The 7,565-nt window shown below is 62.6% G+C and carries 6 protein-coding genes; 3 read left to right on the forward strand and 3 right to left on the reverse strand.

From position 1 onward, the window contains the following. Positions 1 to 87: 87 nt before the first annotated feature. From VMW12_13110 to VMW12_13120, 3 genes are read right to left on the reverse strand one after another with little or no spacing between them, the layout of a single operon-like run. Positions 88 to 1,632: an aldehyde dehydrogenase gene (locus VMW12_13110; protein HUZ50659.1), complete on the reverse strand. Its 1,545-nt coding sequence runs from the start codon at positions 1,630 to 1,632 to the stop codon at positions 88 to 90. 4 nt (positions 1,633 to 1,636) lie between these two features. After that, the gene (locus VMW12_13115) at positions 1,637 to 3,025 is read right to left on the reverse strand and encodes an MFS transporter (GenBank protein ID HUZ50660.1); all 1,389 of its coding nucleotides are present in this window, start codon (positions 3,023 to 3,025) and stop codon (positions 1,637 to 1,639) included. A gap of 43 nt (positions 3,026 to 3,068) precedes the next feature. Then, positions 3,069 to 3,776: an enoyl-CoA hydratase/isomerase family protein gene (locus tag VMW12_13120; protein ID HUZ50661.1), complete on the reverse strand. Its 708-nt coding sequence runs from the start codon at positions 3,774 to 3,776 to the stop codon at positions 3,069 to 3,071. 78 nt (positions 3,777 to 3,854) lie between these two features. Between VMW12_13120 and VMW12_13125 the strand changes: the two genes are divergently transcribed. The 3 genes from VMW12_13125 (at position 3,855) to VMW12_13135 (ending at position 7,378) form a co-directional block, all read left to right on the forward strand. Continuing rightward, positions 3,855 to 4,577, forward strand: coding sequence for a GntR family transcriptional regulator (locus VMW12_13125; protein HUZ50662.1), 723 nt, complete (start codon positions 3,855 to 3,857; stop codon positions 4,575 to 4,577). Next, positions 4,574 to 6,100 (forward strand): CoA-acylating methylmalonate-semialdehyde dehydrogenase, encoded by a 1,527-nt coding sequence (locus tag VMW12_13130; protein HUZ50663.1) that lies wholly within the window; start codon positions 4,574 to 4,576, stop codon positions 6,098 to 6,100. The genes VMW12_13125 and VMW12_13130 overlap by 4 nt, the downstream gene beginning before the upstream one ends. Positions 6,101 to 6,409: 309 nt before the next feature. Beyond that, positions 6,410 to 7,378, forward strand: a complete 969-nt coding sequence (locus VMW12_13135; GenBank protein ID HUZ50664.1) for a carboxypeptidase regulatory-like domain-containing protein — start codon at positions 6,410 to 6,412, stop codon at positions 7,376 to 7,378. Positions 7,379 to 7,565: the final 187 nt, after the last annotated feature.

Here is a 7,565-nt window from a genome sequence, read left to right on the forward strand (position 1 = left end):
GCTGCTGATTGAGGTGGCCGCAGTGAGCGTAATGAGCAGCGAACGGAGGCCACCTCAATCAGCAGCACCACAGCGCGGCCCAAGACGCTAGTTCAATCGCTGCGGAGTTTCTGCGCCGTACCAGTCGGCGTTCGAGCCGGAGGTGTTGACCGTGACGGCGCGCGGTTCGGTGAAGGCGTCGAAGGATTCGGTTCCGGTTTCGCGGCCGACGCCGCTGTCTTTGAAGCCGCCCCAAGGGGAAGCCGGGTCGAGCCGGTGATGATCGTTGATCCAAACCATCCCGAAGATGAGTTTCGAGGCAACGCGGTGCGCGCGCGCGATGTCGTTCGTCCAGATTCCGGCAGCTAGGCCGAAACGGGTGCCGTTCGCGATGCGCAGCGCATCGGCTTCGTCATCGAATGGGATGACGACGGTGAAGGGGCCGAAGACCTCCTCTTGCGCGATCTCCGAACTCGGATCGACGTCGTAGAGCGCGGTTGGTTCGAGGAAGAAGCCGCGAGGATCGGCGTTTGCCGGCACCGCGCCTCCGACGAGTATCTTCGCGCCGTTTTGCCTTGCTCGCTCGAGCATCGCGAGGATGCGCGTGCGCGAACGCTCCGAGATGACCGGCCCGAGTTGGGTGCGTGGATCGGCCGGGTCGCCGACGCGAATCGCGCGCGCTTTTTCGGCGAATGCGGTGAGAAAACGATCGTACATCGAACGCTGAACGAGGATCCGGGCTCCGCACACGCAGGTTTGGCCCGCACCGATGAACGCGGAGAACGCCGCACCGTTGACCGCGCGCTCGAGCGGCATGTCGTCAAAGATGATAACCGCGCCCTTGCCGCCGAGTTCGAGCGTTGTAAGCGCGAAGTTGCGCGCGGCCGCCGCGCCGATCGAGCGCCCGACGTCGGTGCCGCCGGTAAAGACGATTTTATTGACTCCCGGGTGCGAGGCAAGTGCGGCGCCGGTTTCGATGCCGGTGCCGTTCACGAGATGCACGACACCCGGCGGCACTCCGGCCTCGATGAGTAATTCCACCAGGCGTACCGTGGTGTAGGGGGTTTGTTCGGAGGGCTTGATGACCACGCTGTTGCCGGTTGCAAGGGCCGGCGCCAGGCTCTTGGTGAGGATCATCAGCGGATGGTTGAACGACGGCATGAGTGCGGCCACGCCCAGCGGGACACGCTGCGTGTAGTGAAGGTATGGGCCTTCGATCGGAATGACGGCGCTGCGCTGCGTGAGTGCGAGCGCGGCATTATAGCGATAGAAGTATGGAAGACGGCCGATCTGAGCTCGAGTTTCGGAGATCGGCCGGCCGTTGTTGCGCGTTTCGAGCGTGTAAAACGCCTCTAGTTCGGCTTCGAATAGGTCGGCGAAGCGGTTCAATACTCGCGCTCGTTCGCGAGGTGGTGCGTCTCTCCACGCACCACCTTCGAACGCTTTCGCCGCGGCGCGCACCGCACGGTCGACATCCTGCGCGGTTGCCGCCGCCAGCGTGCCCAGAACCTCGCCGTTAGCGGGGTTACGGACTTCCAGCGTCGCGCCGTTTGAGGCTTCCGTCCACGAACCGTCGATCAGGAGTGGCGCATGCAGCTTCCCGGCGACCGCATTCAAGACGCTCCGACTGCGAAACGCCGGTTCTACCAGCATGGCTTTAGGCTCCCGCCTGAAACGCGACCGGTTCGGCGGCGTTGCGCGCCGGAATCGCGTCGATCTCCTCAAGCCCGCGTTTGCTCGGTTCGATCCCCAACGTCGCGACGACGGCAATCTGCACGATCAACAACGCGACCATGAAAGCCAAGACGCCGGCTACGCCGTTGCGCGTGAAGAGCATAACTACGATCGACGGTACGATTACTGCGGCAGCTCGACCGAACGTGTTGGTGATGCCGCTCGCGCGTAAGCGAATTTCGGTTGGGAATAGCTCCGGAATATAGATTCCGAAGAGGAGCGCGACCAATACGTAGATCGGTACCGTGAGGCAAAAGCCGACCAACGGTAGCAGGATGGGGTCGTGAACGAACGGGTAGATCGAGGCGAATACGATCGAAAGCGCCGATGCCGAAACGATCGTCTTTTTGCGTCCCCACGAATCGGACGTGTACGCGCCGATGAGCGCGCCGATCGGCGCGCCGATCGACATGGTGAGCGCGAAGCCGAACGAGGTGGCGATACTCAGCCCTTCCTTCACGAAGAATGTCGGGATCCAGGTAATGAATCCATACAACCAAGCATTGATGGTAAAGAGCGTTACCAATGCGACGATGGTGCGCGGCAGCAGCGTGCGGCCGAACAGCGCCGAGAGCGGAATGTGAGCGGCCGGGGCGGGCGCCGGGCGTACCGGAGCGAGCGGCGCAACCGTGCGCGACGATGCCTCGAAACGCTCGACGATGGCTTCGGCCTCGGCGGCGCGTCCAACGCTCTCAAGCCAGCGCGGCGATTCGGGTAACTGCTTGCGCAGATACCAAATGACGAGCGCTCCGATGCCGCCGATGATGAACATCGGCCGCCAACCGAAGTGCGGAATGATCCAGGATCCCAGCAACGCCGTTACCGGAAGACCGCTCACGACGAATACCGCGATGAGGCCGAGCCACTTTCCGCGACGCGCGGCCGGTGCGAACTCCGTCATCGTGGAGTAGCCGACGACGTTCTCGGCACCCAAGCCGATCCCCATGATAAAGCGCATCGCGACGAGCCACAGAATCGACGGTGCGAATGCCGCACCGAGCGCGGCCAATCCGAAGATGACCAGATTCGCTTGATAGGTGAATCTGCGCCCGTACTTATCGCCGAGGAAACCGGTGACGATGGATCCGACCATCGTGCCGAGGAACGTGAGCGAAACGAAGAGCGCGGCATCTCCCAGAGTGGCGAAGCCGGTTTTGATGAGGACGCTGATAACCGTCGCCGCAACGTAGATGTCGAAGCCGTCGAAGAACATCCCGGCGCCGACGAGCCACATCACGCGGCGGTGAAGCGGCGAGGTTACGAGCCGGTCCAAACGGGGCCCGGCGTTGACGATGGTGGGTGCGGTCGTCATGGTGGTCTCTCCTAAAAGAAGTCGGCTACCGAAAAGAAGTCGGCTACCGAGCCGACCGACGCAGCAGGGTAGCGCTCGCGACTGCGAGCGCATCGGTTGCCAAACGGCAGTTGGCGTCGAATGATCCTTGGAGCATCGTTCTGAACAGTTCTTTGCATGCGCGTGCCGACGCAGCGTCGATGCGAAGGATACGATCGACAAGCGCGTTCACCGCCGCGTCGAGTTCTGCGATCGGAACGACGTCGTTCACCAAGCCGATCGCTTTCGCGTGCGCGGCGCTGAAGGTCTCTCCGAAGAGGATGAGCGGAAACGCGTCGCGCGGTAACGCGAATTCACCGAGGTAGGCCATAATCGCGGCCGGCGGTAGCCCCGCCCGCATCTCCGGAAATGCCAGCGGCGCGTCTTGCGCGACGATGGCGAAGTCGGCGAGGATGGCGAAGCCCATTCCAAACCCCATGGCCGCACCGTGCACGCGCGCGACCGTGATGAGGGGGGAGTTGCGAAACGCGCGCTTGAGCGCGATGAGACGTTCCGCCTCAGCGCGCATCTCTGCCAAGGTTTGCGCGCTGCGCTCCCGCCCCGTGCAGAATGCTTCGCCGGTGGCTCGCAGAACGAGTACCTTTGCGAGCGGATGGAGAGCTTCTTCGGCGAGCGCTTTCAGAATGGTCTCGAACATCGGCGGGCTAATCTCATTACCGCGCGGCCCATCCAGGGTGATGGTCAAGACATCGTCGGAACGCTCGACGTGCACCGCTCCTGCCCGTTCGGAAGCGGCAGATCCGGGACTGTTGTGAGAGGTTGTAGACACTGTATACAAGAAATACGCGGTATGCATAATGCGATTCCTCCCGAGAATGCGATGAATCTCGCAACGGCCCGGCCTCGTCCCGGTGAATCGCTCTCCGCTTCACGGGTGGTCCCGGCGTTGCGCGAAGCGATCGTGTCCGGGCGGCTAGCCCCCGGGACCCGGCTCTCCGAAGCACAGATCGGCGAGCAGTTCGGCGTCAGCCGAACGCCGGCTCGTGAGGCATTGGCACAATTGGAGCGCGAGGGACTCGTTGTAACCGTCGCTCGAGCGGGCGCGTACGTGCGGGAAATCGACGATCGCGATGTGATGGAGATCTACGAAACGCGCGAGGCCTTGGAGACCCAGGCCGCGCGCCTGGCAACCAGCCGGCTGACCGGCGTGGGCAAGGCTCGCCTGGAGGAACGCCTAGCGGCTTTGCAAGCGTGCGCGGAGCGTGGCAAAAACGACGCCTTCACGGCCGAACTCGACCGATTTTACGACGTGATGATGGACCTGACCGGGAATGCAACGCTGCGGCGCTCGTACGAAGCGCTCTCCGGCCCGGTTCGGCGCCTGCGGCGCATCGCCGTTCTCCAGCCCGGCCGCATGCAAGCGTCCTACGAACACGCCCGCGAGATTGTGGCCGCGATTGCCGGGGGCGACCCCGATATGGCCGAACGCGCGATGCGCGAACAACTGACGACCGCACGCGAGGCCGTTACCGCGGTCCTCGCACGTATCGCGGCCGGCGAGGGAATCCGATGACGAATTCAACCAAGCAAAGCCTCTTGGCCGTACGCGAACTCGGCCATTCGATCGACGGCGCGCCCGTAGCCGGGGCATCCGGACGCTTCGCGGATGTGTACGATCCGGCACGCGGCGTCGTGGCGGCGCACGTGGCGCTGGCATCGGCGCCCGAGGTCGACGCGGCCGTGGCCGCGGCGAAACGCGCATATCCGGCGTGGTCGCAGACGCCGCCCCCGCGCCGCGCCGCGGTGATGTATGCCTTTCGCGAATTGCTGATGCGCGACGCCGACCGGCTGAGCGCCATCATCACCTCCGAGCACGGCAAGACGCTCGACGACGCGCGCGGCGAGCTGCAACGCGGCATCGAAGTCGTGGAATTCGCAACCGGAATTCCCTCGCTCCTCAAAGGCGAACTCACCGAGCAGGTCGGCCGCGACATCGATAGCTGGTCGATGAGGCAACCTCTTGGCGTATGCGTTGGGATTACGCCGTTCAATTTCCCCGCAATGGTGCCGATGTGGATGTTTCCGGTCGCCATCGCGTGCGGCAACACGTTCGTGCTCAAGCCCTCGGAGAAAGACCCGTCACTGGCGCTCGAACTCGCGAAACTCCTAACGCAAGCCGGCCTGCCCAACGGCGTCTTTAACGTTCTTAACGGCGACCGTTTAGCGGTCGAACGCCTCGTGACCCATCCCGACGTTGCGGCGATCAGCTTTGTCGGTTCGACGCCGGTCGCGGAGTCGGTCTATCGTAGCGGCACGAATGCGGGCAAACGCGTTCAAGCGCTGGGCGGCGCGAAGAATCACCTCGTCGCGCTTCCCGACGCGGACTTGGATGCAACCATTGACGCGCTCGTAGGCGCGGGCTACGGCTCTGCCGGCGAACGTTGCATGGCGATCAGCGTCGCGGTCGCGGTCGGCGAGATTGCGGATCCGCTGGTCGCAAGGCTTGCGGAACGCGTGCGCACCCTGCACATCGGCCCCGGCGATGCGAAGGACGTGGAGATGGGGCCGCTGGTAACCGGCGAACACCTCGCCCGCGTGCGTTCGTACGTGGACCTCGGCGTCGCCGAAGGCGCGGAACTCGTCGTTGACGGAAGGCCCTATCGTAACGGCGTGTCGCCCGAAGGATTCTTTCTGGGCGGTTGCCTCTTCGATCGCGTTACGCCGTCGATGCGCATCTACAAAGAAGAGATCTTTGGCCCCGTGCTGTGCGTGGTTCGCGTCGAGACGTTCGAAGAAGCGATCGCGCTCTGCAACGATCACGAATTCGGCAACGGCGTCGCAATCTTTACCCGCAATGGCGGAGCCGCGCGTGAATTTGTCCACGCGGTGCAGGTGGGCATGGTCGGCGTAAACATCCCGATTCCGGTGCCGATGGCGTTCCACAGTTTCGGCGGATGGAAGCGTTCCATTTTTGGAGACCACGCCATCCACGGCCCGGAGGGCGTCCGATTTTACACCCGCATCAAGACGACCACCGAACGCTGGCCCAAAGGCAAGGGCGCCGGCTCGCAATTCACGATGCCCGTCATGAAATAGCGATCAGCAAAAGGATGTAGCAGCGTCGTTCGACGGAACGATGGCGCCCGGGCCGCTCGCAAGAGCGGCCCTTTTTTGCGCAATCTTTAGGTATTTCGGACTAAACATTTACATAAATGGACGTTGCACGCGTCATTTTTTCCGAGTCTTAACAGAAAACGGGACTTTACGACTGGCACGTTCTCTTGATTGCTGTGCGGCGCGAGCTATACTGAAGTCCCCTGGTGTGCGGGAATTGGGTTGTGGGATCGACGGGCAATGCTGCGTTTATGCGCGGCTGAGCATGCTATTGTGTCCTGGAGGCCTATCGTGGAATCCTCAAAGCAACTTCGTATCGCCATCATCGCTTTGCTCTTTACGCTTTCGGCGTGCGGTGGTTCGCAAGGCACCGGATCGAACGGTATTACGCCCGTCGTGCCGCGTTCCATTACGACGAAGGATACGCTCGGCGGCATCCCGATGTCGTCGATATCGATTCTGTTGACGGACGCGCCGCCGCGCATCGGAAACTTATCGCCGTCGGCCATCAACATCGGTATCGATAGCGTCGCGGTGATCTCGAACGGGGTGGCGACGACGCTTGCTTCCTACCCGACGCCATACGTCGTCAACGTCATGGCAGCGCAAACGGATCCTTCTTCGATTGGGATCGGCGATGTGTTCAACGGGACTTACCAGAAACTCCAGTTCGTCGTCGATGTGAAATCCAGCGGCGTGGTAGCAAACGGCATCACGTATCCGCTCGATTTTCTCACCGATACTAAAACGCAGAGTACGGTCGACGCTGGAAAAACGACGAAAACGACGTCCGTATCGCCCGGTACGGTGGCCATGACGGTTACGGCGCCGTTCACGGTTGGAGGCGATCCCGCCAAGGACGTCGAGGCCGACTTTAACGCGCTCGAATCGATCGCGCAGCGTGACGACGGTTCGCTCGTGGCTCGTCCGACGCTCTTTGCGGTTCCAACCGAATTGGCTGGAAAGATTGCGGGAACTGTGCTCGGCGAGTCGGGCGCTCCGGTGTCCGGTGCGACCGTCGTAGCGCTCGATAAGCACGGAAGGGTCGCCAATACGGTGGATACCGATACCGATGGTACGTTTACGATTCATACCATTAGAGCCGGCACCTATCACGTGGTCGTCTTCAACAACTACACGACCGCAAGCGGGCAGCAGTTGTCCGCGAGCGGCCAAACCTCGGAACAGACCGTAATCCTCGGACCCCTCGTCCACGTTACGGCCGGAGCAACAACGCAAGCCGGAACGATCCAGGACTAGAGCGAGCCTCAGATCGTGCATCAGGATCGGCTGGAGCTCGCACGGAGGTGCATTCGAGAGGCGCAGTACGACCGCGCGCTCGAGCTGCTCGCGTCGTGCGAAGAGTGGCCGTCGCCGTTCGACGAACAGGGCGTGCTGGCGCGCGTCGACGTGCTCACGCGCCGCGATCCGGTGCTGGCGTTGGAGA

This window comes from Candidatus Dormiibacterota bacterium, from assembly GCA_035532835.1.
In the GTDB taxonomy this organism is placed as follows: domain Bacteria; phylum Vulcanimicrobiota; class Vulcanimicrobiia; order Vulcanimicrobiales; family Vulcanimicrobiaceae; genus DAHUXY01.

What these genes read in the sequence shown, in the direction of transcription:
- VMW12_13110 (HUZ50659.1), bottom strand. Translation starts at nt 1,632, where the DNA reads ATGCTGGTAGAACCGGCGTTTCGCAGTCGGAGCGTCTTGAATGCGGTC.
- VMW12_13115 (HUZ50660.1), bottom strand. Translation starts at nt 3,025, where the DNA reads ATGACGACCGCACCCACCATCGTCAACGCCGGGCCCCGTTTGGACCGG.
- VMW12_13125 (HUZ50662.1), top strand. Translation starts at nt 3,855, where the DNA reads ATGCATAATGCGATTCCTCCCGAGAATGCGATGAATCTCGCAACGGCC.
- VMW12_13130 (HUZ50663.1), top strand. Translation starts at nt 4,574, where the DNA reads ATGACGAATTCAACCAAGCAAAGCCTCTTGGCCGTACGCGAACTCGGC.